28 protein-coding genes are annotated in these 25,049 nt (G+C 55.3%); 11 read left to right on the top strand and 17 right to left on the bottom strand.

Annotated elements, in window-relative coordinates:
* Nucleotide 1 precedes the first annotated feature (1 nt).
* From ftsQ to lpxC, 4 genes are all read left to right on the top strand, one after another.
* Nucleotides 2–847 (top strand): cell division protein FtsQ, encoded by an 846-nt coding sequence (ftsQ, locus tag K6L24_RS17675; protein ID WP_062747287.1) that lies wholly within the window; start codon nt 2–4, stop codon nt 845–847.
* Nucleotides 844–2,100: a cell division protein FtsA gene (gene ftsA, locus K6L24_RS17670; protein WP_048914885.1), complete on the top strand. Its 1,257-nt coding sequence runs from the start codon at nt 844–846 to the stop codon at nt 2,098–2,100. Before ftsQ ends, ftsA begins: the two co-directional genes overlap by 4 nt.
* A 99-nt stretch (nt 2,101–2,199) precedes the next feature.
* Nucleotides 2,200–3,354 (top strand): cell division protein FtsZ, encoded by a 1,155-nt coding sequence (gene ftsZ / locus K6L24_RS17665; RefSeq protein ID WP_062747285.1) that lies wholly within the window; start codon nt 2,200–2,202, stop codon nt 3,352–3,354.
* A gap of 103 nt (nt 3,355–3,457) precedes the next feature.
* Nucleotides 3,458–4,375, top strand: coding sequence for a UDP-3-O-acyl-N-acetylglucosamine deacetylase (lpxC, locus tag K6L24_RS17660; RefSeq protein WP_062747283.1), 918 nt, complete (start codon nt 3,458–3,460; stop codon nt 4,373–4,375).
* Between the two features lie 8 nt (nt 4,376–4,383).
* Here the strand turns inward: lpxC and K6L24_RS17655 are convergent, their stop codons facing one another.
* The gene (locus tag K6L24_RS17655) at nt 4,384–4,899 is read right to left on the bottom strand and encodes a DUF721 domain-containing protein (RefSeq protein WP_062747282.1); all 516 of its coding nucleotides are present in this window, start codon (nt 4,897–4,899) and stop codon (nt 4,384–4,386) included.
* A 21-nt stretch (nt 4,900–4,920) separates the two neighbouring features.
* Between K6L24_RS17655 and secM the strand changes: the two genes are divergently transcribed.
* On the top strand, nt 4,921–5,427 hold the full coding sequence (gene secM, locus K6L24_RS17650) for a secA translation cis-regulator SecM (protein ID WP_062747280.1): 507 nt from the start codon (nt 4,921–4,923) through the stop codon (nt 5,425–5,427).
* A gap of 72 nt (nt 5,428–5,499) precedes the next feature.
* The gene (gene secA / locus K6L24_RS17645; protein WP_062747277.1) at nt 5,500–8,205 is read left to right on the top strand and encodes a preprotein translocase subunit SecA; all 2,706 of its coding nucleotides are present in this window, start codon (nt 5,500–5,502) and stop codon (nt 8,203–8,205) included.
* 48 nt (nt 8,206–8,253) lie between these two features.
* On the opposite strand, the gene K6L24_RS17640 is transcribed toward secA, so the two are convergent.
* Nucleotides 8,254–9,036: a prepilin peptidase gene (locus tag K6L24_RS17640; protein ID WP_137269059.1), complete on the bottom strand. Its 783-nt coding sequence runs from the start codon at nt 9,034–9,036 to the stop codon at nt 8,254–8,256.
* A 204-nt stretch (nt 9,037–9,240) separates the two neighbouring features.
* On the opposite strand from K6L24_RS17640, the gene mutT reads away from it, so the two are divergent.
* On the top strand, nt 9,241–9,630 hold the full coding sequence (gene mutT / locus K6L24_RS17635) for an 8-oxo-dGTP diphosphatase MutT (RefSeq protein ID WP_137269060.1): 390 nt from the start codon (nt 9,241–9,243) through the stop codon (nt 9,628–9,630).
* A 12-nt stretch (nt 9,631–9,642) separates the two neighbouring features.
* Here the strand turns inward: mutT and yacG are convergent, their stop codons facing one another.
* Genes yacG through coaE form a run of 3 tightly spaced genes read right to left on the bottom strand, consistent with a single transcriptional unit; the run spans nt 9,643 to nt 11,216 of the window.
* Complete coding sequence (gene yacG, locus K6L24_RS17630) at nt 9,643–9,846, bottom strand: DNA gyrase inhibitor YacG (RefSeq protein ID WP_062747273.1); 204 nt, start codon at nt 9,844–9,846, stop codon at nt 9,643–9,645.
* Between the two features lie 10 nt (nt 9,847–9,856).
* Nucleotides 9,857–10,600: a cell division protein ZapD gene (gene zapD / locus K6L24_RS17625; RefSeq protein WP_062747271.1), complete on the bottom strand. Its 744-nt coding sequence runs from the start codon at nt 10,598–10,600 to the stop codon at nt 9,857–9,859.
* A gap of 4 nt (nt 10,601–10,604) precedes the next feature.
* On the bottom strand, nt 10,605–11,216 hold the full coding sequence (gene coaE, locus K6L24_RS17620) for a dephospho-CoA kinase (protein ID WP_062747268.1): 612 nt from the start codon (nt 11,214–11,216) through the stop codon (nt 10,605–10,607).
* Nucleotides 11,217–11,464: 248 nt separating this feature from the next.
* On the opposite strand from coaE, the gene K6L24_RS17615 reads away from it, so the two are divergent.
* Nucleotides 11,465–12,505 carry a GMP reductase gene (locus K6L24_RS17615; protein WP_222681688.1) on the top strand — a complete coding sequence of 347 codons (1,041 nt, stop codon included), beginning with the start codon at nt 11,465–11,467 and terminating at the stop codon, nt 12,503–12,505.
* Nucleotides 12,506–12,539: 34 nt separating this feature from the next.
* On the opposite strand, the gene hofC is transcribed toward K6L24_RS17615, so the two are convergent.
* From hofC to K6L24_RS17580, 7 genes are all read right to left on the bottom strand, one after another.
* A complete protein-coding gene (gene hofC, locus K6L24_RS17610; RefSeq protein WP_118664629.1) occupies nt 12,540–13,739 on the bottom strand; it encodes a protein transport protein HofC in 1,200 nt (399 codons plus the stop codon).
* Nucleotides 13,732–15,132 carry a type II secretion system protein GspE gene (gene gspE, locus K6L24_RS17605; protein ID WP_062747261.1) on the bottom strand — a complete coding sequence of 467 codons (1,401 nt, stop codon included), beginning with the start codon at nt 15,130–15,132 and terminating at the stop codon, nt 13,732–13,734. The genes hofC and gspE overlap by 8 nt, the downstream gene beginning before the upstream one ends.
* Nucleotides 15,129–15,575, bottom strand: coding sequence for a prepilin peptidase-dependent pilin (gene ppdD / locus K6L24_RS17600; RefSeq protein ID WP_062747258.1), 447 nt, complete (start codon nt 15,573–15,575; stop codon nt 15,129–15,131). The genes gspE and ppdD overlap by 4 nt, the downstream gene beginning before the upstream one ends.
* A gap of 242 nt (nt 15,576–15,817) precedes the next feature.
* Entirely contained in the window at nt 15,818–16,708 is an 891-nt protein-coding gene (gene nadC / locus K6L24_RS17595) for a carboxylating nicotinate-nucleotide diphosphorylase (protein WP_222681687.1), read from the bottom strand.
* An 80-nt stretch (nt 16,709–16,788) separates the two neighbouring features.
* A complete protein-coding gene (locus K6L24_RS17590) occupies nt 16,789–17,334 on the bottom strand; it encodes a DUF4865 family protein (protein ID WP_062747253.1) in 546 nt (181 codons plus the stop codon).
* Nucleotides 17,331–17,729: a tautomerase family protein gene (locus tag K6L24_RS17585; RefSeq protein WP_118664626.1), complete on the bottom strand. Its 399-nt coding sequence runs from the start codon at nt 17,727–17,729 to the stop codon at nt 17,331–17,333. Before K6L24_RS17585 ends, K6L24_RS17590 begins: the two co-directional genes overlap by 4 nt.
* Nucleotides 17,730–17,732: 3 nt before the next feature.
* Nucleotides 17,733–18,053 (bottom strand): carboxymuconolactone decarboxylase family protein, encoded by a 321-nt coding sequence (locus K6L24_RS17580; protein ID WP_062747247.1) that lies wholly within the window; start codon nt 18,051–18,053, stop codon nt 17,733–17,735.
* Between the two features lie 104 nt (nt 18,054–18,157).
* Between K6L24_RS17580 and K6L24_RS17575 the strand changes: the two genes are divergently transcribed.
* Nucleotides 18,158–19,069, top strand: coding sequence for a LysR substrate-binding domain-containing protein (locus K6L24_RS17575; protein ID WP_062747245.1), 912 nt, complete (start codon nt 18,158–18,160; stop codon nt 19,067–19,069).
* On the opposite strand, the gene K6L24_RS17570 is transcribed toward K6L24_RS17575, so the two are convergent.
* From K6L24_RS17570 to K6L24_RS17560, 3 genes are all read right to left on the bottom strand, one after another.
* Entirely contained in the window at nt 19,056–19,715 is a 660-nt protein-coding gene (locus K6L24_RS17570; protein WP_062747243.1) for an anti-sigma factor, read from the bottom strand. The genes K6L24_RS17575 and K6L24_RS17570 overlap by 14 nt on opposite strands.
* Nucleotides 19,712–20,257 carry an RNA polymerase sigma factor gene (locus K6L24_RS17565; RefSeq protein ID WP_062747241.1) on the bottom strand — a complete coding sequence of 182 codons (546 nt, stop codon included), beginning with the start codon at nt 20,255–20,257 and terminating at the stop codon, nt 19,712–19,714. Before K6L24_RS17565 ends, K6L24_RS17570 begins: the two co-directional genes overlap by 4 nt.
* A 123-nt stretch (nt 20,258–20,380) precedes the next feature.
* Nucleotides 20,381–20,938: a fasciclin domain-containing protein gene (locus K6L24_RS17560; protein ID WP_062747239.1), complete on the bottom strand. Its 558-nt coding sequence runs from the start codon at nt 20,936–20,938 to the stop codon at nt 20,381–20,383.
* Between the two features lie 183 nt (nt 20,939–21,121).
* On the opposite strand from K6L24_RS17560, the gene ampD reads away from it, so the two are divergent.
* The gene (gene ampD / locus K6L24_RS17555; protein ID WP_222681686.1) at nt 21,122–21,679 is read left to right on the top strand and encodes a 1,6-anhydro-N-acetylmuramyl-L-alanine amidase AmpD; all 558 of its coding nucleotides are present in this window, start codon (nt 21,122–21,124) and stop codon (nt 21,677–21,679) included.
* Nucleotides 21,676–22,530 carry a beta-lactamase regulator AmpE gene (gene ampE / locus K6L24_RS17550; RefSeq protein WP_062747235.1) on the top strand — a complete coding sequence of 285 codons (855 nt, stop codon included), beginning with the start codon at nt 21,676–21,678 and terminating at the stop codon, nt 22,528–22,530. The genes ampD and ampE overlap by 4 nt, the downstream gene beginning before the upstream one ends.
* Here ampE and K6L24_RS17545 read toward each other — a convergent pair.
* Both K6L24_RS17545 and K6L24_RS17540 read right to left on the bottom strand, forming a co-directional pair.
* Nucleotides 22,501–23,475 carry a glycoside hydrolase family 43 protein gene (locus K6L24_RS17545; RefSeq protein WP_062747233.1) on the bottom strand — a complete coding sequence of 325 codons (975 nt, stop codon included), beginning with the start codon at nt 23,473–23,475 and terminating at the stop codon, nt 22,501–22,503. The genes ampE and K6L24_RS17545 overlap by 30 nt on opposite strands.
* Nucleotides 23,472–24,887, bottom strand: a complete 1,416-nt coding sequence (locus tag K6L24_RS17540; RefSeq protein ID WP_062747231.1) for a glycoside-pentoside-hexuronide (GPH):cation symporter — start codon at nt 24,885–24,887, stop codon at nt 23,472–23,474. The genes K6L24_RS17545 and K6L24_RS17540 overlap by 4 nt, the downstream gene beginning before the upstream one ends.
* Nucleotides 24,888–25,049 lie beyond the last annotated feature (162 nt).

Below are 25,049 nucleotides of genomic sequence, written 5' to 3'. Positions count from 1 at the left end.
TATGTCTCAGGCTGCTTTGAATGTCCGTAACCGTGAAGCGCAGGAAAAAGCGCGTACCGGTCGAAGTAACGGCTCGCGTCTGGCAGGCATTGTTTTCCTGCTGATGGTGATCGGCGTGATGCTGGCCGGAGGGTTAGTGGTGCTGAAATGGATGAACGATGCTTCCCGTCTGCCGCTGTCAAAGCTGGTGGTGACGGGACAGACGCACTACACCACTAACGATGACATCCGTCAGGCGATTTTATCGCTCGGCGAACCCGGTACCTTTATGTCGCAGGACGTCGACATTATTCAGCAGCAGATTGAGCGCCTGCCGTGGATCCAGCAGGTAAGTGTACGCAAGCAGTGGCCAGACGAATTAAAGATCCATCTGGTGGAGTATGTCCCGGTTGCACGCTGGAATGATGTGCACATGGTTGATGCTGAAGGGAAATCGTTCAGCGTCCCGGCCAGTCACCTCGGCAAAGAAGTGATGCCGATGCTGTATGGCCCGGAGGGCAGCGAGTCCGAAGTGTTAACCGGCTTTCACCAGATGAGTAACGTACTGGCGGCCAGCAAATTGAAACTGAAAGCGGCGTCCATGACCGCACGGCGTTCGTGGCAACTGGTGTTAGATAATGACATCCGGCTTGAACTGGGGCGTAACGAAGATATGAAGCGGCTGCAGCGCTTCATCGAATTATACCCCACCCTGCAACAGCAGGCACAGACGGACAACAAGGTCATCACCTACGTCGATCTGCGCTACGACTCTGGCGCAGGGGTAGGATGGGCACCGGCCCCCATAGCGGCCGCTGACAGTAATCAGCAACAGCAACAGACTCAGGCACAGGCTAAACAACAATGATCAAGTCGACGGACAGAAAACTGGTAGTTGGACTCGAGATAGGCACCGCGAAGGTCGCCGCCCTGGTAGGGGAAGTTCTGCCTGATGGCATGGTTAATATTATCGGGGTGGGCAGCTGTCCGTCCCGCGGGATGGATAAAGGCGGTGTTAACGACCTGGAATCGGTAGTGAAATGCGTACAGCGCGCTATCGATCAGGCCGAACTGATGGCTGACTGTCAGATTTCCTCGGTTTACCTTGCATTATCGGGCAAACATATCAGCTGTCAGAACGAAATAGGGATGGTTCCTATTTCCGAAGAAGAAGTGACACAGGAAGATGTGGAGAACGTGGTACATACCGCTAAATCCGTCCGTGTTCGTGATGAACACCGCATCCTCCATGTTATTCCGCAAGAATATGCGATCGACTATCAGGAAGGGATCAAAAATCCGGTCGGTTTATCCGGTGTACGTATGCAGGCGAAAGTACACCTGATTACCTGTCACAACGATATGGCGAAAAACATCGTTAAAGCGGTTGAGCGTTGTGGCCTGAAAGTGGATCAGCTTATTTTCGCCGGGCTGGCATCCAGCTTTGCGGTACTGACTGAAGATGAACGTGAGCTGGGCGTGTGTGTGGTTGACGTCGGGGGCGGCACGATGGATATCGCTGTCTACACCGGCGGCGCGCTGCGCCATACCAAAGTGATTCCGTATGCGGGCAACGTGGTTACTAGCGATATCGCCTATGCTTTCGGCACACCGCCGACAGATGCTGAAGCGATTAAAGTGCGTCATGGCTGTGCGCTGGGATCGATTGTCGGTAAAGACGAAAACGTTGAAGTACCGAGTGTAGGCGGTCGTCCGCCTCGCAGCCTGCAACGTCAGACGCTGGCTGAAGTCATTGAGCCCCGTTATACCGAACTGCTTAATCTGGTGAATGACGAAATTCTGCAGTTGCAGGAACAGCTTCGCCAGCAGGGCGTTAAACATCATCTCGCGGCGGGTATCGTACTGACCGGCGGCGCGGCACAAATTGAAGGATTGGCGGCTTGCGCCCAGCGTGTATTTCACACGCAGGTACGTATCGGACAGCCGCTGAATATTACTGGATTAACGGATTACGCGCAGGAACCTTACTACTCCACAGCGGTAGGTTTATTGCACTACGGAAAAGAATCTCACCTTAACGGTGAGGCAGAAGTAGAAAAAAGAGCCTCAGTGGGTAATTGGTTCAAGAAAATCAACAGCTGGCTGAGAAAAGAGTTTTAATTTTTACCAAAGGGGATCATGCTATACCTGAGCAAGTTTATGTTGCGGGTATCGTTATTAGTGATCTCCAGGCGAACAGGCACATAACGGAGAGAAATTATGTTTGAACCTATGGAATTAACCAATGACGCGGTGATTAAAGTCATCGGCGTCGGTGGCGGCGGTGGCAATGCCGTTGAGCACATGGTGCGTGAGCGTATCGAAGGCGTTGAGTTCTTCGCGGTAAACACTGACGCTCAGGCACTGCGTAAAACAGCAGTGGGCCAGACCATTCAGATCGGTAATGGCATTACTAAAGGCCTCGGCGCGGGTGCGAACCCGGAAGTGGGCCGAAACTCTGCTGAAGAAGATCGTGAAGCCCTGCGTCAGGCACTGGAAGGTGCAGACATGGTATTTATCGCCGCAGGTATGGGCGGTGGAACCGGAACGGGTGCAGCACCCGTCGTGGCTGAAGTGGCCAAAGAACTGGGTATCCTGACCGTTGCCGTGGTGACAAAGCCTTTCAACTTTGAAGGCAAGAAGCGCATGGCATTTGCCGAGCAGGGTATCGCCGAGCTGTCTAAGCACGTTGATTCACTGATCACCATCCCAAATGACAAGCTGCTGAAAGTGCTGGGTCGCGGTATTTCACTGCTGGACGCCTTCGGTGCAGCGAACGATGTGTTGAAAGGTGCAGTACAGGGTATCGCTGAACTGATCACCCGTCCGGGCCTGATGAACGTCGACTTTGCTGACGTGCGCACCGTAATGTCCGAAATGGGTTATGCGATGATGGGCTCCGGTGTGGCTTGTGGCGAAGACCGTGCCGAAGAAGCGGCTGAAATGGCCATCTCAAGCCCGCTGCTGGAAGATATTGACCTGTCTGGCGCGCGTGGCGTACTGGTTAACATCACTGCTGGCTTCGATCTGCGTCTGGATGAGTTTGAAACCGTGGGTAACACTATCCGTGCTTTCGCTTCGGATAACGCCACCGTGGTTATCGGTACGTCGCTGGATCCGGAAATGAATGACGAACTGCGCGTCACCGTCGTGGCAACCGGTATCGGTATGGATAAGCGTCCTGAGATCACCCTGGTGACCAGTAAGCAAACAACACAGCCGTTGATGGATAATCGTTATCAGCAGCACGGTATGGCACCGCTGCCGCAGGAGCAAAAACCTGCTGCGAAAGTGGTGAATGATCCGGGTGCACAAACGAACAAAGAGCCTGACTATCTGGATATTCCAGCCTTCCTGCGTAAGCAGGCAGACTAAGAATAACCCGAGAAATTGGGATTCTGCGCTCTTTGTGTTAAACTGTTCGCCCTTCAGTGGAGTAAACTGATGGTCGGATGGCTAATTTTTGCGAGATAATGCGATGATCAAACAACGGACTTTAAAACGTATTGTTCAGACGACTGGCGTCGGTTTACACACCGGCAAAAAAGTCACGCTGACGTTACGCCCTGCGCCGGCTAATACCGGGGTCATCTATCGTCGCACTGACTTGAATCCACCGGTTGATTTCCCGGCTGATGCCAAATCCGTGCGTGATACCATGCTCTGTACTTGCCTGGTTAATGAGCATGACGTACGTATTTCGACAGTTGAACACCTGAATGCTGCCCTTGCGGGTCTTGGCATCGATAATATTGTGGTGGAAGTGAACGCGCCTGAAATTCCGATTATGGATGGCAGCGCCGCACCCTTTATCTATCTGCTGATGGATGCCGGCATTGAAGAGCTGAACAGCGCCAAGAAATTTGTGCGTATCAAACAGCCTGTCCGGGTTGAAGATGGTGACAAATGGGCAGAGCTTTCGCCGCATAATGGTTTTACTTTGGACTTCACCATTGATTTTAACCATCCGGCAATCGACTCAAGCTCTCAGCGTTATAGCATGGACTTCTCTGCCGAAGCCTTTGCTCGACAGATCAGTCGTGCCCGTACGTTTGGCTTTATGCGCGACATCGAAGCGTTGCAGTCCCGTGGCCTGTGCCTGGGTGGCAGCTTCGATTGTGCAATCGTGGTGGACGACTACCGCGTGCTGAACGAAGATGGTCTGCGCTTTGAAGATGAATTCGTTCGTCACAAAATGCTGGATGCTATCGGTGACCTGTATATGTGTGGCCACAACATTATTGGTGCGTTTACCGCATTCAAATCGGGTCATGCATTGAACAATAAGCTGTTGCAGGCTGTTCTTGCGAAGCAGGAAGCCTGGGAATGGGCAACGTTTGAAGACGAAGCTGCACTCCCGGTGAAATTCAAGGCACCCAATCTGGTTCTGGCGTAAGCCTGGATCTACTTATTACGACTGGTTGAGCTGGTACTCTCTCCGGCCAGTGAGGCCAGTCGTTCTAATATCTTCTTCAGTTTTTCCGGGCTCTGGCTCGCGACACTCCGCAAAATCTCTGCACTTTGCTCACTGATCTGTCTTAACGGCGGTTTCTCTGCGTCTTTTGCTCGAGTGCTGTTTTCTTGCACAGATTCCTGCCCTTTTGCAGCCAGCGAAGGATTTATCCTGATGTCGATTGACGTCAATGATGGTAATATTTGCGCACGTAAAGCTGACAGCAGGCTGGATTGTTCATAGCGTAAGCGCATCAACCAGCTGGCATTAGCCGTTTCGATGACCAGAATCCCCTGACGGAAGTTTGCCACACGGCACCAGGGATGCAGTTGAGCAGGAATAATGCCCTGTACTGCACGATTCAGTTTATTCAGGGCAATAGCACGCTGCTGCACGTTTTGCAGTACGCTCTGCTCCTGAGCCATATCGAAAAAACTTTCAAGTGATTGTGGGCGACTATCTCGCATAACAAGCTCCGGCGGAACACAGTGATCGGTATTCTTAATCGTTGGCGACAATTTGGCAGACGCTATTTCTGGCCGCATCTCCTGTTGGGGATGGTCGCGGCGAGCCTTGGCCTGCCTCATGCGTCAGCGCACGATCGCACTACCTTAGCAGAAACCTCTTCACGAAGCCTGGATATTGGCACCGCCGCGCGCTTCGACAGCCTGGCCCTTATTGATACCGCCCGGCGTCCATCATTTAGCGTAGATTACTGGCACCAGCATGCCATCCGTACGGTCATCCGTCACCTGTCCTTCACGCTGACGCCCTCTGCTTCACCTGCCGCTGTTGCTGAACAGCCGCTTCAGGCGCACAAGCTGGCCTTACTGGACACGCTGAATGCCCTGCTGACTCACGAGGCGAAACCGCCGGTCATTATTCGCTATACGGCGCAACGTCAGGTTGAAGCTGCTCCCCATCATCAAACCGGCCTGTGGCTGGCTCAGGTTCAGGGTATTCGTGCCGGACCGTTCTCATCTCTTAATTCATAACAATAGCGTCTGTTTAAAATCGAACATTAAGCGTCCATCGTTCAAGGCGGTGGCAGAGAGAAATTATTTATTATGTTAACTAAAATATTAACCAAAGTTTTTGGTAGTAGTAACGACCGCACACTGCGCCGCATGCGTAAGACTGTTGAAACGATCAACAAGATGGAGCCGGATTTCGAGAAGCTGTCTGACGATGAGCTGAAAGCGAAAACCGTTGAGTTCCGCGCACGCCTGGAGAAAGGCGAAGAGCTGGAAAGCCTGATCCCGGAGGCATTTGCCACGGTGCGTGAGGCCAGCAAACGCGTATTCGGCATGCGTCACTTCGACGTGCAGCTGCTTGGTGGTATGGTGCTGAACGATCGCTGCATCGCGGAAATGCGTACCGGTGAAGGTAAAACCCTGACGGCAACCCTGCCGGCTTACCTCAATGCGTTGAGTGGCCAGGGCGTACACGTGGTGACCGTCAACGACTATCTGGCCCAGCGTGATGCGGAAAATAACCGCGCGCTGTTTGAGTTCCTTGGTCTGAGCATCGGTATCAACCTGCCGGGCATGCCAGCACCGGCAAAGCGCGCCGCGTATGCTGCTGATATCACCTACGGCACCAATAATGAATACGGCTTTGACTACCTGCGCGACAACATGGCGTTCAGCCCGGAAGATCGTGTACAGCGCAAACTGAACTATGCGCTGGTGGATGAAGTTGACTCCATTTTGATCGATGAAGCCCGTACGCCACTGATCATCTCTGGCCCGGCAGAAGACAGCTCTGAGCTGTATATCCAGGTCAACAAAATCATCCCGAACCTGATCCGTCAGGAAAAAGAAGATTCCGACAGCTTCCAGGGCGAAGGCCACTTCTCGGTGGATGAGAAATCGCGCCAGGTTCACCTGACCGAACGCGGCCTGGTTGCCGTTGAAGAACTGATGGTCAGCGAAGGCATTATGGCGGAAGGTGAGTCCCTCTACTCGCCGGGCAACATTATGATGATGCACCACGTGACGGCGGCGCTGCGCGCGCATGTGCTGTTTACGCGTGATGTGGACTACATTGTGAAAGACGGTGAAGTGATTATCGTTGACGAACATACCGGGCGTACCATGCAGGGCCGCCGCTGGTCTGATGGTCTGCACCAGGCCGTAGAAGCGAAAGAGGGCGTGGAAATCCAGAACGAGAACCAGACGCTGGCCTCGATCACTTTCCAGAACTATTTCCGTCTGTATAACAAACTGGCCGGGATGACCGGTACCGCCGATACCGAGGCATTCGAGTTCAGCTCAATCTACAAGCTGGACACTATCGTAGTTCCGACCAACCGTCCGATGGTGCGTAAGGATCTGCCCGATCTGGTCTATATGACGGAAATGGAGAAGATCGGTGCGATCATCGAAGACATCCGTGAGCGTACCGCTAACGGCCAGCCCGTTCTGGTCGGTACCATTTCGATTGAAAAATCAGAAGTGGTATCCGAAGAGCTGACTAAGGCAGGCATCAGGCACGAAGTTCTGAACGCCAAGTTCCATGCCCGCGAGGCTGATATCGTCTCGCAGGCGGGCCAGCCTTCTGCCGTGACTATCGCCACCAACATGGCTGGTCGTGGTACGGATATCGTGCTGGGCGGCAGCTGGCAGTCAGAGATTGCTGCGATTGAAAATCCGACCGCTGAACAGATCGAAGCGATCAAAAGCGCGTGGAAGATCCGCCACGATGCCGTACTGGCTTCCGGTGGTTTGCATATCATCGGTACTGAGCGTCATGAATCTCGTCGTATCGATAATCAGCTGCGCGGCCGTTCGGGTCGTCAGGGTGATAACGGTTCATCCCGTTTCTACCTGTCGATGGAAGATGCGCTGATGCGTATTTTTGCCTCGGATCGTGTCACTAATATGATGCGTAAGCTGGGTATGAAGCCGGGCGAAGCGATAGAGCACCCGTGGGTGACTAAAGCCATTGCCAACGCGCAGCGTAAAGTAGAAAGCCGTAATTTCGATATTCGTAAGCAGTTGCTGGAGTATGATGACGTAGCCAGCGATCAGCGCCGCGCGATTTATTCACAGCGTAATGAATTGCTGGACGTGTCTGATGTGTCAGAAACCATCTCCAGTATTCGCGATGACGTTTTCAAAACGACTATCGACAGTTACATTCCACCGCAGTCACTGGAAGAAATGTGGGATGTTGAAGGGCTGCAGGAACGCCTGAGCAACGATTTCGACCTCAACCTGCCGATTAAAGAGTGGCTGGATAAAGAGCCCGATCTGCATGAAGAGACGCTGCGTGACCGCATCATGGATGAGGCCAAACAGCAGTATCAGCGCAAAGAAGAAGTTGTTGGTGTGGAAATGATGCGCAACTTCGAGAAAGGCGTCATGCTGCAGACGCTGGACTCTCTGTGGAAAGAGCACCTGGCCGCAATGGATTATCTGCGTCAGGGCATTCATCTGCGCGGCTATGCACAGAAGGATCCTAAGCAGGAGTACAAACGCGAGTCCTTTGCCATGTTTGCCGCCATGCTGGAGTCACTGAAGTATGAAGTGATCAGCACCCTGAGCAAGGTGCAGGTGCGGATGCCGGAAGAAATTGAACAGATGGAAGAACAGCGTCGTCTGGAAGCAGAACACCTGGCACAGCAGCAGCAGCTGAGCCACGTCGATGCAGAAACGGAAGCCGCAGCGTCTCTTTCCTCGCAAACCGGCGAGCGTAAAGTGGGCCGCAACGATCTCTGCCCATGTGGTTCAGGTAAAAAATACAAGCAGTGCCACGGTCGCCTGGCGTAATCAGCCACCGACATCTGCATCAGGGCCGGAAATCCTCCGGCCCTTTTTTTATCGGTTTTGCCAGATAAACAATAACCAGATGGCGATGCTCAATGCCGGACCAAAAGGGACCGGAGCTGAGAGCGGTCGCCTGAGCCACAGCCGCGCCACTGTAAACGTCATCAATCCTCCCAGTGACGCCAGCAACAGCACAGCGGGGAGTGCCTGCCAGCCCAGCCATACTCCACCCGCCGCCAGCAGCTTCGCATCGCCTCTGCCCAGCCCCTCTTCGCCGGACAGTGATTTGTAGATCCACGCCAGCCCCCTGAAGACGCTGTAGCCTGTTGCGGCACCGGCCACGCCCTGCGCCAGGGTCACCGAAGGCACTATTCCGCCGAGATGACAGAGCAGACCCAGCCACAGCAGCGAGAGCGTGAGACAGTCTGGCAGCAGGAAGTGCATACCGTCGATAAGCGCCAGAGCCAGCAGCCACCAGCCCAGCAGTACTGCCGCCACCAGCAACGGTCCTGCAGGCAGGAGAGAAGCTGTCAGCAGCGTCAGCAGCATCGTCATGGCTTCCGTGGCAGGATATTGCCGCGATATGGGCTCCCGGCACCAGCGGCAGCGCCCCCGCAATATTATCCAGCTCACCAGCGGAATGTTGTCGCCCGGCATCAGTGCTTTTTCACACCGGGGACAGAACGAACCGGGAAACCACAGGCTGACGCGGCGCGGGGCATTTCCCTGTAAAATCAGTGGCACGCGGTAAATAATGACGTTGAGCAGACTTCCCACGCAGACCCCGACGAGTCCCAGCAATGCCCGGTAAATCCATTCCGATACAGCATCCATTCTCTGTCACCTTCCGTTATCCCTAATTCGGCGACTATAGCGCGGCAGGCAGAAAGAGGCGCTGGGGAGATGGCATTTGCATCACGTTACATTTCAGCGATGCGGTGAGGCTCGATCTTTCCGAACTTGCGTTGATAACACCTTGTCATCCAGGGACAAGGCTGGAATAGTGGCGGAAAAATACATCAGTGAAGTGAGGATATGATGAAACATCTGCAAGTCGCAGTGGGTATTATTCGCAGGGATGGCGACATTTTTTTAGCGCAGCGTTCAGCAAGTTCGTACATGGCGAACCGCTGGGAGTTCCCGGGGGGCAAGATAGAAGCAGACGAAACACCCGTGCAGGCGTTGAAGCGTGAGTTGCTGGAGGAAACTGGCATCGAAGTCGTCAGCGCGACCCCCTATGATACGGTGGATCACACCTATGACGATCTGCGCGTCACGCTGCATTTTTTTATCGTCGACGACTGGAAGGGAGAACCGTACGGGCGTGAAGGGCAACCTCAGCGCTGGGTTCCTCAGCAGGAGTTGCAGGCTGAAGAGTTTCCCCCTGCCAACGTCGATATCGTTGCCCGTCTGAAAGCCAGCGCTTAAGCGTTAGCCCGCTTACTCGCGATCGAAAGGCTGCTCGCTCCATTCATCGCTGTCGGTCTGGTCGCCGCTGCTGGGGATGCGTTTCTCCTCAGCGGCCCACTCACCAAGGTCGATTAGCTGGCAGCGCTTGCTGCAGAAGGGCCTCCAGGCGCTCAGTTCATCCCAGATAACCTGCTTGCGGCAGGTCGGGCAGTTCACTACGGTGACATCATTCATAACTCTTCCCTTAACAACAGGCCAGCTCGAAGTCGAAGCGGGCAGGTACCTCACCGCGCTCGCTGTCGAGCGGCAGAAAACGGATGGCATAACGGCTCTTATGGCCGGAAATTTGTGGGTAGAGCGCATCATCCAGTCGGAGCTGCATCCGCAACAGATCTGCACCTTCCGCATTATCCTGGAAGAAGCCATTCAGGCTGGTGTGGTTGCGGAAGATCCCTGACTGCCGAATCAGATCGAGAATCATCGTCAGTGCATCCTGTATCGGGGCTAACGAATTTATCCATGTGGTGACCTGCTGATCACGCAGCGACTGGTCAATATGCAACCAGATATGCAGCGTCGGCAGATCGAAACTGCAGCATCCCCCCGGGATGCTCAGACGCTGGCGGACCAGCCCGATCAGACGCTCTTCCCGCAGAGCCTGGCCGGTCCTGGGGGCGGCCATTAACGCAGCGCCACACTGCTTGAGTTCGCCTCGCAGCATATTAATGCGTGACATATCAACGCCGGGAACGTCTGCCCATCCCAGCAGTTTTTGCTGCTGGCGTTCCAGCTCTTTTAATATCTCCGTGCGCAGCTCACCACGTTCAAAGACATCCAGCAGTTCAGCGGCATTGCGAAAAAAGGTCAGGGCACCAAGGTGGTCGACAATTTTCTGACTGGCCGTCAGCTGTTTAAGTAAAAATTCAATACGCAGCCAGGTGCGCATTTTTTCATTCAGAGGGTGCTCAAAGAGAACGGTTGTGCTCATACAGTTAATCCCGATAGGCTGCCGCCGCCAGCGCCAGATAACGCTGATGGAGTGCGGCAACGTGCGCGATCACCGTTTCAGGCGATCCGCCGTTATCAATAATGTCATCTGCTACTGCCAGGCGCGCTTCGCGCGTCGCCTGCGCCGCAAGAATATTTTCCGCCTGTTCGCGACTGATATTGTCACGACGCATGGTGCGGTTCAGCTGCGTTTCCCGGTCAACATCCACGACCAGAACCCGGTCTGCAAGATGCTGTAAGTTATTTTCTACCAGCAGGGGAACGACCCACAAACACCACGCTGAACGACTTAATGCTAACTGTTGTTGGGTTGCAGCGTGGATAAGCGGGTGTAACAAATTATCAATCCAGCGCTTTTCCTGCGGTGAACTGAAGATTTTCTGGCGTAAGACGGCCCGGTTTAACGCGCCATCCGGATGCAGAACCTCATCGCCGTAGCGGGCATGGATGACATCCAGAACAGGTTGTCCCTTTTCAACGACCTGGCGAGCGATGACATCGGCATCGACAACATCCACACCCAGCCCGGCAAAGGCATTTGCAATGGTGCTTTTCCCGCTGCCGATACCACCGGTCAGCGCCACGATATAGCGCATAGGACTCAACTCTCAGTGCCTTGATGAAATGTTTTTACGCCGTATACACCGTTTTGCGATACAGGTCACAAGACAAATTCACAGATAAATTTATCAGATTGTAACGTAATTAAAGTCAATTTCGCAGTCTTGTCGGCGCGTTTTTAGCGCGTATGATAGCGTCACTGGAGCTGGCACTCAGCTTGTGACAACAAGCGTAGCTCGTCAGGTGCGTCACTGCATCAACGCCATCAACCAGGAAATTTGTTATGCGTATCGAAGAAGATATTAAGTTGGGCTTCAAAGATGTTCTAATCCGGCCAAAGCGTTCCACGCTGCAAAGCCGTTCTCAGGTTGAGCTGGAGCGTCAGTTTACCTTCAAACATTCAGGCATCGCCTGGTCTGGTGTACCCATTATTGCAGCCAATATGGATACCGTCGGTACCTTCAGCATGGCGCAGGCGCTGGCCTCGTTCGATATTCTCACTGCAGTACATAAACATTACAGCGTTGAGCAGTGGCGGGCGTTCGTTGAGCGCTCCACACCGGAGGTGCTTCAGCATGTGATGGTATCTACCGGAACCTCTGAGGCAGACTTCCTCAAGCTGCAGCAGATTCTGGCACTGTCCCCGGCGCTGCATTTTATCTGCATCGACGTAGCGAACGGTTACTCCGAGCACTTTGTCGCCTTCCTGCGGCGTGCCCGCGAAGCCTGCCCGGGTAAAACTATTTGTGCCGGTAACGTGGTGACCGGGGAAATGGTTGAGGAACTGATCCTCTCCGGGGCCGATATTGTCAAAGTGGGCATCGGGCCGGGTTCGGTCTGCACTACCCGGGTGAAAACCGGTGTGGGCTACCCGCAGCTCTCTGCCGTAATTGAATGTGCCGATGCGGCACACGGCCTTGGCGGCCAGATCGTCAGCGACGGCGGCTGCTCGGTACCCGGCGATGTTGCGAAGGCCTTCGGCGGCGGCGCTGATTTTGTCATGCTCGGCGGGATGCTGGCCGCTCACGATGAATGTGAGGGGACGGTCGTCGAAGAAGAGGGCGAAAAGTTTATGCTGTTCTATGGCATGAGCTCAGAGTCAGCGATGAAGCGTCATGTTGGTGGCGTGGCACAGTACCGTGCTGCGGAAGGAAAAACCGTTAAGCTGCCGGTGCGCGGGCCGGTCGAAATCACCGCCCTGGATATTTTGGGTGGCCTGCGTTCAGCCTGTACCTATGTTGGTGCCGAAAGGCTGAAAGAGCTGACCAAGCGCACGACGTTTATCCGCGTTAACGAGCAGGAAAACCGCGTTTTTAACCGCTAAACTGGCCTACCTCGCCCTCTCGGGCGGGGTAGGTTTACCCCAGCGCATCACCCAGGCGAAATACGGGCAGATACATTGCCACCACCAGCGTACCGACAATCCCCCCAATCACTACCATCATCAACGGTTCCAGCGCCGCCGCGAGCGTGTCTGCCAGTTGGTGGGTGCGTTGTTCATGCCAGTTTGCCAGCCTGAATAGCAGCGTATCCAGCGAACCTGACTCTTCACCGACCTTCACTAACTGGTAACAGAGAGGCGTAAACAACGCATGCGATTTCAGTGCCTGATGCAGGGGATTTCCGGCCTCAATGTGGCGCTGTAATTCACCTATAGCCTCGCGCCAGATCAGGGGTGACAGCGTCTTTTCCACAGCCTGCAGGCTCTGAAGTAGCGTCAGACCCGCCCGCTGGGTCAGAGACAGAGTGGTAAAAATCTGGCTTAACAGGCTGCCCTGACAAAGCGTCGAGACCAGGGGCAAACGAAGCAGTAAACGCTGCTCAACGCGCTGCCAGCGCAGAGACGTCCTGCGACGGTGCCTCCAGATGAGTGCGGCAACGGCAACACTGACGATCATCACCAGTGCCTGCTGCTGCAGAAATTGTGAAAAAGCGATAACAGCAGTGGTAAAGGCGGGCAGGGGGGCGTTGAACGTATCGTAGATAGCGACAAACTCTGGCAGCACAAAGACCAGCATCCCGAGGCTGACCAGCACTGCCACCGCGAGAATAAACAGGGGATAGCGCAGGGCTTTTTTCACTTTCATCTGTAACTGTTGCTGTCGTTCCTGCTGATTTGCCAGCTGCAGGCAGCATTCATCCAGTTCACCGGTCAGTTCACCAATATGAATTAGCGCCGGATAAAGCGGCGGAAAGACGTCAGGCCATTTTCCTAACGCTGCCGAAAAAGGCTCTCCAGCAGAAATGCTCTGCTGGAGGCCTGAAAGCAGCGCCTGCCAGCCAGGTTCAGGATGATCCTCTGCCAGTAACTGTAAGCATCCTGACAGGGCTATTCCCGCCTTCAGTAAAGTGGATAACTGACGCACAAAGGCTGTTTTTTGCGCCCATTTCCAGTGTCGGGGAGCATAGCGGCGGGCGCGAGAGATCTTCAGCGGTAGCTGACCGGCGATCGCCAGCTCACTGGAAATTTGCCGCGGGCTGGTGGCAAAACTATGACCCTGATGAAGTCCCCCTTCATCGTCGACCGCCTGCCAGCGATAAAGAGAGCGCTCATTCATTGCTGCCTCCTGCCACCCGGGTCAGCTCTTCCAGGGTAGTATCACCACGATTGACGCAGTGTAGCCCTTCAACAAACAGGGAATTGAGTCCCTGTTGTCGGGCAATGTCTGCCAGTTCTTCCGGATGAGCCGATCTCGCCAGGGCATTCTGTAGTCGTGCACCGATCGGCAGCAATTCAAATAAAGGCAGACGCCCATAAAAACCAGAAAAACAGTGTTCACAGCCCACCGCGCGCCAGTTTTGCACGGTTCCGGGCCAGACCGCCGGGGGAAAATGGGCCGTCGCCTCGGCGGGCTGACGACAGTGGGGGCACAGCCGTCGCACCAGTCGTTGAGCAATAACCAGTTTCAACGCCGAGGCCAGCAGGTAGCCCGGAACGCCCATCTGTGCCAGGCGGATCAGCGTTTCGGTCGTGGAGTTAGTATGCAGGGTGGAGAGCACCAGATGTCCGGTCTGGGCTGCCTTAACCGCAATCTCAGCGGTTTCTCCGTCACGGATTTCTCCGATCATGATGACATCCGGGTCCTGGCGCAGCAGCGCGCGCAGGACGCGGTGAAAATCCAGGCCTGCCCGGGGATGAATCTGAGTCTGATTGATCCCTGCCAGCGGGATCTCGATTGGATCCTCGACGCTGCATAAATTACGTGTGGCGGCATTCAGCCAGCTCAGGCCACTGTAGAGTGTGAATGTCTTACCGCTCCCGGTGGGCCCGGTTACCAGGACCATGCCCTGTGGTCTGGATAATGCCTCCCGATAACGTTTCAAATGATGGGCTGGCATTCCGAGGTTTTCCAGTGCAATAGCCCGGGTATCACTCTGCAGTAGCCGTATAACCGCTTTCTCACCAAAACGTGTCGGCAGCGTCGACAGTCGAAAGGATTCGCTGGTACCGTTGAGCAACAGTGAGAACTGCCCATCCTGTGGCACCCTGCGCTCAGCAATATCCAGCCCCGCGAGGATCTTTAACCGGGCGATCAGCGGAGCGCTATTGTCCTGGCCTGCCGCAGGCAGGCTCTGCAGAACGCCGTCAACGCGCAGGCGAACGCGCAGACCATATTCCTGAGGTTCAATATGAATATCCGAGGCGCGTTTCTGCAGCGCCTGGGCGAGCAGCATATCAATTTTGTCTACCGCCGATCCCGCGGGTTCTTGCTGGCTTTCCGTTGATCCCTGCGCAGAGTGGTCCTTGCTTCGGGTAAACTGCTCTATGCGTGCCTGTGGCCAGCATTCAACATCAATGGCGCTGTGGGTGGCAAAGCGCAGAGCTGCCATCATCTCATGGGGGGGCGTCTCCGCCGTGGCAATACGCAGCCGCTGTGTGCTGTAGTCGATGATAATGGCGCCGTGCTGCTGGCAGATGGCCTCTAGCGCACGCTGAGTCTCTGCGGTCATGGTATCTGTTCCTCCTCATCAAAACGGAATACGTCCTGACAGGCTTTCTTCAGACTTTCGTTTCCACTGGTACAACTGCGTTGCCAGCTTATCTGCCCATCGTTGTTATCCCACTGCGGTGTGAGTTTGACGCTCAAACCCTGCAGGCTTTCCTGGCCGGTAAGCGTTATCACCCCTGCATTGGTCGTCAGCGCGGAAACATAACGTGAAGTACGTTCAGCAGGCACCCCGTTACTCCCGGCACTGCAATTTCCACTGCCCCCACGTTCTATCGCGCACAGTTCCACCGCGGTTTTAAACGGCATGGCCGTCTGGAGCATATCGGTGAGTGCCGCTTTTTGCAGATAGCCCTGATAAGCAGGCAGCCCAATGGCGCTGAGAATGGCGATAATAGCGATAACAATCATCAGTTCGATCAGGGTAAAGCCCCGCTGGTGAATCATGACAAACCTCCTTGTGTGATGAGGCTGGCACCCTAATTCAACGGGAAATAGGTGACCAGCGGCAAACAGCGGAGTTCAGAGGTGCGCCGTAAAGTGTTTTGGTAAGTTGCACCTGGGCTGACAGGCGCTGGAAGCGACGTCGCAAAATCCTATTACGGGCAGAAAAAAGGCCAGCGCGGTTGGCTGGCCTGGGGTAAAACGGTGGGGTTGGCGGGTACGGTGCCTGTCAGGCGCCGTTACCTTTAGCGAAAGCGCATCGACAGATCGAGGGCATGCACATGTTTGGTCAGGGCTCCCACAGAAATGTAGTCCACGCCGGTTTCGGCAAAGGTTCGCAGCGTTTGATCGGTGACATTTCCCGAGACTTCCAGCAACGCCCGGCCGTTGCTGATTTTCACCGCTTCACGCATCTGCCCGACAGTGAAGTTATCCAGCATCACGATGTCTGCTCCGGCCTGCAGCGCCTGCTCCAGTTCATCCAGCGACTCGACTTCCACCTCTACCGGCACGTCAGGACGGAGCCAGAAGGCCTTTTCGACGGCTTTGGCGATAGAACCGCAGGCGATGATATGGTTTTCTTTGATCAGAAACGCATCCGAAAGGCCCAGGCGGTGGTTAGCCCCGCCGCCGCACAGCACCGCATATTTCAGCGCCGTACGCAGCCCTGGCAGGGTTTTACGCGTATCCAGCAGCTGCGTGCGGGTGCCTTCCAGCAGGGCGACATAGCGGCTGACTTCCGTTGCCACGCCAGAGAGCGTCTGGACAAAGTTCAGTGCGGTACGTTCAGCGGTGAGGATCACCGGGGCAGGGCCGTTAACCTCAAACAGCGTCTGATCGGCGGCGATCGTATCACCGTCATCAACGTGCCAGACAATCTGCACTTTGTCCCCCAGTTGAATAAACACTTCCTCCACCCAGCGCTTACCGCAGAAAATACCCGGTTCACGCGTAATCACCACGGCGTGAGAGACAGTATCGGCAGACAGCAGACTGGCGGTGATGTCCTGGCAGAGGTCAATTTCACCCCCCAGGTCTTCACGCAGTGCCTGGGCGACGCCAGGCGGAATATCGTCTTCAATACGGCCCATTAATTCAGCGCGACGGCTGTCCGGATCGTAACGGCGGGATGTCATGATCAAACTCCGAAAGGTCGGATAACAGAGGCTGACATGCTAGCGTGTTTATACCGCCCATGCCAGCGGCCGCCGCCGGATTACGCGATGTGTAGCGGCAGCGAGATGTGCCCGACCCGGTAGCATTCGGCGCTATTCACATCACTAAACGGCAGTGGGCTTATCTGAAAGGTTAAATGCCGCCAGGTTTGTACATCCCATGCAAGGATCTGACTGACAGGAGCAGCGTGTTCTACGATCGCTGGCGTGTAATGTATGAGTTCTGTGTAGGGGGTTATGGGGGTAATAATACGCCTGGCAAAACCGGCGTTTGCCAGTTCCGCCGCCGGTTGATAGTGCAGGACCAGCCAGCTGTCGATCTGCGGCCAGCCATAATCCTGAGTCAGCCGCTGAAACCCACTGCTGGTGAGAAAGCGCGTCATGCTGTCACTGTCCTGCCAGAGATAAAAAGGCGCATACAGCGGATCGGAAGAACGTTGTGGGCCGCTATCGTCAGCGTAGCAATAGGCTTTCAGAAGCAGGCCAGGGAAACCATCAAGCCGGTGGCCATTTTCGCAGATGCGGTTGGTGATGATTGCCATGTCATAGTCACTGGGCAGGCGAAAACGATATTGCATGGCGATCATAATGTATTCTCCGCTGGCCAGTGAAAAGCGTTACCGCAGGCGAAAGACCAGTCCTCAGGCTGAGTAAAACTCAGCGTGACCATGACATCTTCCGGGCGTACCGCAAGCTCGCTGGAGAGCCGATGCGCCAGATGATGATAAAACTGCTGTTTTTGCTCCACCGATCGGGGCCTGCCTGCAGTGATATGAAACCAGATAAAACCCTCTGATCGCGGGCCGCCAAGATAATGGCGTGGGAACACCCGCTGTTCTGGCGCATATTCGTCCAGCAGTTGAAAGCAGTCGTCCGGTGGGACGTCGAAAAAATCCACCAGCGTACGGTGCAGGATTTCTGACAGGCTGGTGCGAAAGTCTGACGTTGTTCCGACAGGCAGGGCAATTCGGCTAATAGGCATCGTTTACTCCTGAAGGCTGTTGTCGGATTTTGGCAGCAGACTAAGTGCAGATACGGCTGCAGGCCAGCCGCAATAGAACGCCAGATGGGTCATGACTTCGGCCAGTTCGGGATTGCTGATGCCATGTGTTCGGGCGAAATCCAGATGCCAGGGTAACTGCTGATGGCGGCCGAGCGCAATTAACGCGGCCACGGTAATCAGGCTGCGTTCACGTTTGTTTAATTCGCTACGCTGCCAGATCGTGCCAAAAAGAGTCTGTTCTGTAATGGCGGCAAGCACAGGGGACACGCTGGCCAGACTGTCACGGTCGAGCGGTGCTGTCATGAGGCTGTTCCTTTTTTGTGGGAGAAGACAGCAGCATAGAACGCAAAAATAGTTTATAAAATCGCATATATTCGTATCAATAATCCCGAAAAACAGGATGATTAATGCAGCCGTTTAAACGTATGACTTTCGATCTGGATGCGTTACGCGCGTTTGTGCTCGGGATTGAGCTGGGGAGTTTTGCTCAGGCCGCCGAACGGTTGAGTCGCTCGACCTCCGCCGTCAGTGCACAGCTAAAAAAACTGGAGCAGCAAACAGGGCTGCCGTTGTTACAGAAGGCCGGGCGGCGGCTGGCACTGACGGATAACGGCGAGCTGCTGATGGCTTACGGCAGGCGATTGCTGGCGCTCAATGACGAGGCCTTCAGTGCGCTGTCCGGGCGGGATATTGCCGGCAGCGTGCGCATAGGGTTGCAGGAAGATTTTGGCGAGACCTTGCTGCCGGAACTGCTGGGCCAGTTTTCGCGGGCGCATCCGCTGATACAGGTTTCTGCACGCATTGGCCGTAATAGTGAATTACTGCAGGGGATACGTCAGGGTGAGCTGGACCTGGCATTGTGCTGGCAGGGGGAGGACTCATCGCGCTTTACGCAGCCGCTACCGGCAGCCGCACTGTGCTGGATAGGACGTGAAGGGTTTCAGCTGGCACAATGGTTAGAGCAGGGTGAGGCGTTGCCGCTGCTGCTGTTTGATGCTCCCTGCCAGATGCGCACCCGGGCAATTGATACCCTGGATCATGCCGCCATACCGTGGCGGGTAGCCTTCACCAGCAGAAGCCTGAGTGGCCTCTGGGCCGCGGCCTCCGCCGGATTGGGCGTGACCTTACGCACTGAGTTTGGGCTTCCGCTGGGGCTTCAGGTTTTACATCATCCGCTGCTGCCGCCGGTCGGGGATTTGGGCATGGCGCTGCTTCAGGGGCAGGAGATATTACCGCCTGCCGCCGCACGCCTGCGCGCGATATTGATGGCGCAGCTGGCCCAGGTATTCCCTCAGGCCAGTCTGGCTACAGAGGCATGATTTTACCGCTATACAGTACTGGCCCCGTGGGTTGTCCGGTCGGGGAACCGCCGCGCGGCTCAAGGCTGATCGCCAGCGTCGGTAGTTGGGCCAGTTGGAGTGTTGTCACGTCAACGCGCTGACGCTCCCGCTCTGTCACCAGTCCCAGAGACTGCGGTTTCTCGCCAGGCGGGATGAGCCAGAGCTGCAGGCTGCGGTCTGGCTGAATGGCCGAGGCATTGACGGCTTCCACCATCAGCTGCGTTTTATCCGGGCTGAGGCTGACGACCCAGGATCCCTGCTGACTGTCACCATTGAGTACCGCGATAGCCTGCTGGGCAGGGGGCACGGTGAACTGGGTATAGAGCAGCGCTCCGGCAAAGGAGGCGGCGAGAACCCAGCCAAGCCATGGCCAGCGCGGTCGTTGTGCGGGGGGATTATCGGCGGGCAGCCCACGGGCAATCCGCTGCCAGACGGCTTCCGGCGGGGGAACCGGAGTCACCCGCTGGTCAAGTTCAGCCAGAGAGTGTTGCCAGCGGCTGACTTCTGCCGCCAGTTCAGGCTCCTGTGACAGGCGGCGGGCAAAACGCTGGCGTGCGGCACCGCGCAGCGTGCCAAGGGCAAATTCTGCGGCCAGTGCTGAGTCAAAATCGCGTCTGCTTTTCATATGCCCACACACTCTTTCAGTTGAGTTAATGCACGGCGGATCCAGCTTTTAATGGTTCCCGCAGGTTGTTCCAGGTGCAGCGCAATTTCGCTGTGTGACAGCCCCTGATAATACGCCAGCGTGATGCTCTGGCGCTGTTCAGACGACAGCTGTGTCATGCAGTCTGTCAGCCTGCGTGATTCTGATCCTGAAGGGAACGCATCCCCGGAGTGCGGCATGGCGAAAAGGTCGTCATCCTCTTCCAGAGCGTCAACACGGTTATCCTGCAGGCGCAGATAATCAATCGCGCGGTTACGCACAATGTTGGTCAACCAGGTTTTCGGGGCGCTGAGTGCAGGATCAAAGTGGCCAGCACGCTGCCAGACGACAAGGAAACTGTCATGCAGCACCTCTTCTGCCCAGTCGCGACGGCGTAACATACGCAGTGCAATAGCAAAAAGATAAGGTGAATAACGGCGGTAGGTCGCCTCAAATGCCTGTTTATCGCCGGCCGCGATGGCCTTCATAAATAAAATCTGGCTATCTGTTACGTCGTCCGTCATGAAGCATCCTGAAAAAAGAGGTGCGGAAGGAGTGTGAAAAAAACCTGCTGCACCAATTGTATACCCTTTATTTTAACATCAGCGGGTATATTTATTTTTTCCCGAGTGTTGGCACACGATGGATTAAGGCATCAGTACCGTATCAATAACATCAATCACGCCATTTTTTTGCTGCACATCATAGGTGCTGATATTGGCGACGTTGCCTTTATCATCTTTTAGCTGAATATTGTGGGGGCCATTCATCATCAGCCACAGAGGGGCACCGTTAACGGTTTTCAGCTCAGCGCTGCCGTTCCCCTGCTTAATCTTTTTCATCAGGGCTTTCATATCATATTTTCCGGCGACCACATGATAGGTCAGCACGCTGGTCAGCGTCGCTTTGTTTTCCGGTTTCAGCAGATTATCCACGGTGCCTGCGGGCAATTTAGCAAAGGCGGCGTTGGTCGGTGCGAAGACGGTGAACGGCCCAGGACCTTGCAGCGTATCCGCCAGGCCTGCGGCTTTTACGGCAGCGACCAGCGTGGTGTGATCTTTCGAATTAAGGGCATTCTCAACGATATTATGGGAAGGGTACATAGCAGCCCCACCTACCATCACGGTATTCTGGGACATCTCCGCCATTGATGCGGCACTGAACAGCACTGAAGCACACAGGGCGGTGCGGATGAGCGTTTTCATGATGAGTTCCTTAGCGTAAGAGAAGGCGTTTTTGCCTCACAGAGTTATCTACGGATGAAGAGGGAAATCGGATGCAAAAAAATGAAAATAATTTTTGTCCTCTAAAAAGACCAGATTGATAAGTTTGATTAAGCAGAAAAAAATCATGTTAATCTGCGGGAGTCAGAACACAGGAGAAGTGGTATGCAGTTGCAAGATGGGTGGATTGCGGGAGTGCGACATGTGCCGTCGCCGCATATGAATCAGCGACCTGATGATGAATCACCTTCACTACTGGTGATCCACAATATCAGTCTGCCGCCCGGTGAATTTGGCGGCCCATGGATCGACGACTTGTTTACCGGACAGCTTGATCCCACCCTTCACCCGTACTTTGCTGATATCAGTCATTTGCAGGTCTCGGCACACTGTTTAATTCGTCGTGATGGTGAAATCGTGCAGTACGTCCCTTTTCATCTGCGTGCATGGCACGCTGGCATATCCAGCTATCAGGGCCGTGAAGCCTGTAATGATTTTTCGGTAGGCATTGAACTGGAAGGGACGGACACGCTGCCCTATACCGATGCGCAATATCAGTCGCTGTGTGCGGTGACGGCGTTGCTGGTAGAGCACTATCCCGCGATGGCACAGCAGATCACCGGTCACAGTGATATCGCGCCTGAACGTAAAACTGACCCGGGCCCCTCTTTTGACTGGGCACGTTATTACGCCGAACTTGAGCACGCGGGAGTGAAAGTATGACGTTATTCAGTCTGTTACTGGTTCTGGGATGGGAACGACTGTTTAAAATGGGGGAGCACTGGCAACTCGACCATCATTTGATGCCGCTATTTCGTGCCCGCCGTCATTTCTCTCTGATTCGTACGCTACTGATGACCGTGCTGATCATGGCGGCGGTTGCCCTGTGTCTGCTGGCGCTGAAAGGGCTGTTTTTTGGCGTGCCTAAACTGTTGTTCTGGATATTAATTGGCCTGTTGTGCATCGGGGCGGGGTCGGTACGACTGCATTATCATGCCTATCTGAAAGCCGCCAGCCACAATGACAGTGATGCGCACCAGGCGATGATTGAAGAGTTAACGCTGATCCATGGTGTGCCTGCGGAGTGCAGCGAGCGTGAGTTTCTTTCCGCGCTACAAAATGCACTCCTGTGGATTAACTACCGGTTTTACCTGGCGCCGCTGTTCTGGTTTGTGGTCGGTGGGCCATGGGGACCTGTGCTGCTGGTCGGCTATGCGTTTCTGCGAGCCTGGCAGAGCTGGCTTGCACGTCAGCAGAATCCGCTCGAGCGGGCACAGTCAGGCGTGGATGCTATCCTGCACTGGGTTGACTGGATCCCGGTACGCCTGGTTGGCGTAGCGTATGCCCTGTTGGGCCACGGGGAGCGAGCGCTGCCTGCATGGTTCGCCTCGCTGGGCGATCGCCATACGCCACAGTACCAGGTGCTGACCCAACTTGCCCAGTTCTCGCTGGCGCGCGATCCCCACCTTGATAAGGTGGAGACCCCGCGTATCGCGGTTGCACTGGCGAAAAAGGTCTCGCTGATGATCGTGGTGGTGGTGGCGCTACTGACTATTTATGGCACGCTGGTCTGACAGCGAGTCTGCCGGGGGCGTGCCAAACTGTGGCATGCCGCTGGTATCCCAGCTGAAGGTCTTTATGCGTGTATGGCGGTTAGGATCGTACAGCGGGTCCCCTTCAATTTCGGTGTAGTTACGGGCGTGGTAGACCAGCACGTCCTCGCCGTTTTCACCCGTGGTAAAACTGTTGTGCCCGGGACCATACTGGTGGTTTTCCCAGCTGGTGGTAAAGACCGGCGCGGCGGATTTTTGCCAGTTTTCTGCCTGTAGCGGATCCGCTTCAGCATCAATCCATAGCAATCCCATGCAGTAGTTTTCATCGGTGGCGCTGGCAGAATAACTGACAAACAGCCGCTGGCCGTGGCGTATAACCGCCGGGCCTTCATTCACGCTAAAACCGGCGCACTCCCATTCATACTGCGGACGACTGAGCATCACCGGGTAGCCTTTGATCTGCCACGGGGTGGCCAGCTCGGCCAGATAGAGGTTGGAATTTCCGGGAATAGCCGGATCTTTCTGCGCCCACAGATACCAGTTTTTCCCCTGATGAACGAAGTGGGTGGCATCCAGCGCGAAGCTGTCGATGGGGGTCAGAATCTGCCCGCGCTCAATCCATTCTCCACTAAGCGGGTCGGCATCATCACAGGTGAGAGCAAACATCCGGTGCTGGAACAGGCCCTGTTTGATCTCCTTTGACGGCGCGGCAGCAAAATAGATCACCCACTGCCCGTCAATCAGATGCAGTTCGGGTGCCCATATTAATGCACTCATCGGGCCACGATCGGGCTTGTGCCAGACGACTGCCGCCCGGGCCTCTGCCAGTCCGGCCAGCGTGGTGGCGCAGCGGATCTCCAGCCGGTCATACTCTGGCACCGAGGCGATAAAGTAGTAGCTTCCCTGATGGCGCAGAATAAACGGGTCGGCGCGCTGTTCGATTAAGGGGTTAGGCCAGTGGCTCATCGTACGGCTCCTTGTGGTTTTGTTTTCAGCTCTTTGCTGTCGTGGTAATCGTTCAGTTCCTGATAGTTGGTGCGGCGCTGCTCCAGATCGCGCTGGATTTGCAGCATGAGCGTACGGTCCACCTTCAGCAGACGCACCACGCCCGCAGTGATCAGATAACCCACCGCCGGGATCACGGTAAACAGCAGGACGATGCCGTTTAAAGCGGCCGGGCTCTGTTGTTTCGCCCCGGCGTTATAGCCGTACCAGGAGAGCAGGAAGCCAACCATTGCTCCTGCCACTGCCAGCCCGACTTTCAGGAAGAACAGGTTGCCGGAGAAACTGATGCCGGTGATACGTTTGCCGGTTTTCCACTCCCCGTAGTCATCCACATCGGCCATCAGCGACCAGTGCAGTGGTGACGGGATCTGATGCAGAATATTCAGCAGGAAGTACATGACCAGCACCAGCATGGTGGCCTGCGGGTCGAGGAAGTAGAACCCACCCGAGAAGATCGCCAGCGCAATATTGGTCCAGAAGAAGACTTTCAGTTTACACCAGCGGTCGGTCAGAACCTTTGCCAGCGTACTGCCGACCATCATGCCAACCACACCCAGGCTGATAAACAGCGTGGCAAAGTGGGTCGACTGCTGCATCACCCAGGTGACGTAGTACATGGTGGCGGCCATGCGGATAAAGCCGGGGCAGACGTTGCAGAAGGTCAGCAGCAGAATACGCACCCACTGATCGTTCTTCCACACGTCCCGCAGATCCCCCTTCAGGTCGTCATGAGTGGGGACGGCCGGATGAATACGTTCGCGCACCGTGGCAAAGCAGAACAAAAACATCATCAGGGCGACCAGCGCCATCACGCCCATGGCCATCTGGTAGCCGCGCGCCTTATTGTCACCGCCAAACCAGTCTGCCAGCGGCAGCAGCGTCAGCGAGAGGATCAGCGTGGCGACGCCAACCATCACAAAGCGGTACGACTGGCAGGAGACACGCTCACCCGGGTCACTGGTGATCACCCCGCCCAGCGAGCAGTAAGGAATATTGATCGCCGTATAGGTCAGGGACATCAGGAAGTAGGTGGCGAATGCCCAGATTACCTTGCTGTTATAGGTCCAGTCTGGCGTGGTGAACATCAGTACGCTGAACAGCACGTAGGGCAGGGAGATCCACAGCAGCCATGGGCGGAACCGCCCCCAGCGACTCTGAGTGCGGTCGGCAATCGCGCCCATAATCGGATCCGTCACGGCATCGATGACCCTGACCGATAGCAGCAGAACCCCGACCAGCGCCGGGGCAAGGCCGAAGACGTCAGTGTAGAAATAGTTAAGAAAAAGCATGATGGCACCGCCGATCATATTGCATCCGGCATCGCCCATCCCGTAACCAATTTTTTCTCTGACTGAGAGCCTGGTGCTCTTCATGGATTATTCTCCCGCGTATCATTTGTGATCGAGAGTATTCACGCTTATCGTGCGCAGTGCGCAGGTGCAAAACGTCGCAGAGATGGACAAAATGCCTGGGGAGGGGAAAGTGTGAGGCAGATAACAATTCGGCCAGCTCAGGCTGGCCGAATCAGAAGCGAC

Origin of the sequence: Erwinia persicina (genome assembly GCF_019844095.1) — a bacterium.
Lineage (GTDB): Bacteria > Pseudomonadota > Gammaproteobacteria > Enterobacterales > Enterobacteriaceae > Erwinia > Erwinia persicina.
Note: the sequence above shows the minus strand (reverse complement) of the source record. Positions and strands in the feature narration are given on the sequence as shown.

What these genes read in the sequence shown, in the direction of transcription:
- K6L24_RS17565 (WP_062747241.1), bottom strand. Translation starts at nt 20,257, where the DNA reads ATGACGGACGACGTAACAGATAGCCAGATTTTATTTATGAAGGCCATC.
- K6L24_RS17545 (WP_062747233.1), bottom strand. Translation starts at nt 23,475, where the DNA reads ATGAGCCACTGGCCTAACCCCTTAATCGAACAGCGCGCCGACCCGTTT.
- K6L24_RS17640 (WP_137269059.1), bottom strand. Translation starts at nt 9,036, where the DNA reads ATGGATGCTGTATCGGAATGGATTTACCGGGCATTGCTGGGACTCGTC.
- secA (WP_062747277.1), top strand. Translation starts at nt 5,500, where the DNA reads ATGTTAACTAAAATATTAACCAAAGTTTTTGGTAGTAGTAACGACCGC.
- zapD (WP_062747271.1), bottom strand. Translation starts at nt 10,600, where the DNA reads ATGAGCACAACCGTTCTCTTTGAGCACCCTCTGAATGAAAAAATGCGC.
- lpxC (WP_062747283.1), top strand. Translation starts at nt 3,458, where the DNA reads ATGATCAAACAACGGACTTTAAAACGTATTGTTCAGACGACTGGCGTC.
- K6L24_RS17585 (WP_118664626.1), bottom strand. Translation starts at nt 17,729, where the DNA reads ATGCCTATTAGCCGAATTGCCCTGCCTGTCGGAACAACGTCAGACTTT.
- K6L24_RS17570 (WP_062747243.1), bottom strand. Translation starts at nt 19,715, where the DNA reads ATGAAAAGCAGACGCGATTTTGACTCAGCACTGGCCGCAGAATTTGCC.
- K6L24_RS17655 (WP_062747282.1), bottom strand. Translation starts at nt 4,899, where the DNA reads ATGCGAGATAGTCGCCCACAATCACTTGAAAGTTTTTTCGATATGGCT.
- K6L24_RS17615 (WP_222681688.1), top strand. Translation starts at nt 11,465, where the DNA reads ATGCGTATCGAAGAAGATATTAAGTTGGGCTTCAAAGATGTTCTAATC.
- yacG (WP_062747273.1), bottom strand. Translation starts at nt 9,846, where the DNA reads ATGAATGATGTCACCGTAGTGAACTGCCCGACCTGCCGCAAGCAGGTT.
- hofC (WP_118664629.1), bottom strand. Translation starts at nt 13,739, where the DNA reads ATGAATGAGCGCTCTCTTTATCGCTGGCAGGCGGTCGACGATGAAGGG.
- K6L24_RS17540 (WP_062747231.1), bottom strand. Translation starts at nt 24,887, where the DNA reads ATGAAGAGCACCAGGCTCTCAGTCAGAGAAAAAATTGGTTACGGGATG.
- ftsA (WP_048914885.1), top strand. Translation starts at nt 844, where the DNA reads ATGATCAAGTCGACGGACAGAAAACTGGTAGTTGGACTCGAGATAGGC.
- K6L24_RS17560 (WP_062747239.1), bottom strand. Translation starts at nt 20,938, where the DNA reads ATGAAAACGCTCATCCGCACCGCCCTGTGTGCTTCAGTGCTGTTCAGT.
- ftsQ (WP_062747287.1), top strand. Translation starts at nt 2, where the DNA reads ATGTCTCAGGCTGCTTTGAATGTCCGTAACCGTGAAGCGCAGGAAAAA.
- ampE (WP_062747235.1), top strand. Translation starts at nt 21,676, where the DNA reads ATGACGTTATTCAGTCTGTTACTGGTTCTGGGATGGGAACGACTGTTT.
- nadC (WP_222681687.1), bottom strand. Translation starts at nt 16,708, where the DNA reads ATGACATCCCGCCGTTACGATCCGGACAGCCGTCGCGCTGAATTAATG.
- ftsZ (WP_062747285.1), top strand. Translation starts at nt 2,200, where the DNA reads ATGTTTGAACCTATGGAATTAACCAATGACGCGGTGATTAAAGTCATC.
- K6L24_RS17580 (WP_062747247.1), bottom strand. Translation starts at nt 18,053, where the DNA reads ATGACAGCACCGCTCGACCGTGACAGTCTGGCCAGCGTGTCCCCTGTG.
- ampD (WP_222681686.1), top strand. Translation starts at nt 21,122, where the DNA reads ATGCAGTTGCAAGATGGGTGGATTGCGGGAGTGCGACATGTGCCGTCG.
- ppdD (WP_062747258.1), bottom strand. Translation starts at nt 15,575, where the DNA reads ATGATTCACCAGCGGGGCTTTACCCTGATCGAACTGATGATTGTTATC.
- coaE (WP_062747268.1), bottom strand. Translation starts at nt 11,216, where the DNA reads ATGCGCTATATCGTGGCGCTGACCGGTGGTATCGGCAGCGGGAAAAGC.
- K6L24_RS17575 (WP_062747245.1), top strand. Translation starts at nt 18,158, where the DNA reads ATGCAGCCGTTTAAACGTATGACTTTCGATCTGGATGCGTTACGCGCG.
- mutT (WP_137269060.1), top strand. Translation starts at nt 9,241, where the DNA reads ATGAAACATCTGCAAGTCGCAGTGGGTATTATTCGCAGGGATGGCGAC.
- gspE (WP_062747261.1), bottom strand. Translation starts at nt 15,132, where the DNA reads ATGACCGCAGAGACTCAGCGTGCGCTAGAGGCCATCTGCCAGCAGCAC.
- K6L24_RS17590 (WP_062747253.1), bottom strand. Translation starts at nt 17,334, where the DNA reads ATGATCGCCATGCAATATCGTTTTCGCCTGCCCAGTGACTATGACATG.